Genomic DNA, 761 nt, shown 5'->3' on the forward strand with positions numbered 1-761 from the left:
TTTTAAGAGTCTTTCATAGTTATCTCTTTAGATCCAATAATCAAATTCTTTTTATTATAGGTCATTCTTGCGGTTGGATAATTGGGCAGATTGTAGTCCTTAAATCAATGGATTCTAATTTGATTTTCCTACAAGAGAAGTTAAAGATTTCGACCACTAAGTATAGGGTAGCAGAAATTAAAGAATATGTAATTCGGGGTTTTACAATCCTTGTTTTTATTACCTTTTTATTTTCTTTAGGAAGACTACCATTTCCTATATTCATTAACACATTGAACACAATAAACGAGCAAGAACGAGAAGCAGAGGAAAAAGAAAAAAGGGAAAATTTACAAGCCAAAATGGACGAAATGAACGAAGATGAAATTCAGAAAGCAAAACAGAAAAAGAAAGAAATGGCCGAAAAAAAAGCAAATAAAAAAGAAATACTTGACAGGGACCCAGAAAATACAATTTTATTAGAAGAAGAAATCGAGGAGGACCAATTAGTACAACCTCTGAGAACTCTTATTTTCGACGAGCAACGATGGAATCATCCATTACGATATATTCAAACTACGCTATTTGAAAAGCCTCTCAAAAGTAGAATTTCACAATATTTTTTTTATCCGTGTGAAAGTGATGGAAAACACAGAATATCTTTTACATATCTACCCAGTTTGGCAATATTTTTCCGAATGTTAGAAAAAAAAAATATTTTTCGACCAATAGAAAAGTGCTCCCCTGAAGAACTCTATAAGAGTTGGGTTTATACCAACGAA

1 protein-coding gene is annotated in these 761 nt (G+C 31.8%); it reads left to right on the forward strand.

Features of this window, described 5'->3' with window-relative positions; all coding sequences use genetic code 11:
* Positions 1-761 (forward strand): hypothetical protein (locus tag QQK25_RS23340; RefSeq protein ID WP_284190101.1); only part of this gene is annotated, 761 nt, incomplete at both ends.

Origin of the sequence: Zoogloea oryzae (assembly GCF_030161255.1) — a bacterium.
Lineage (GTDB): Bacteria > Pseudomonadota > Gammaproteobacteria > Burkholderiales > Rhodocyclaceae > Zoogloea > Zoogloea oryzae.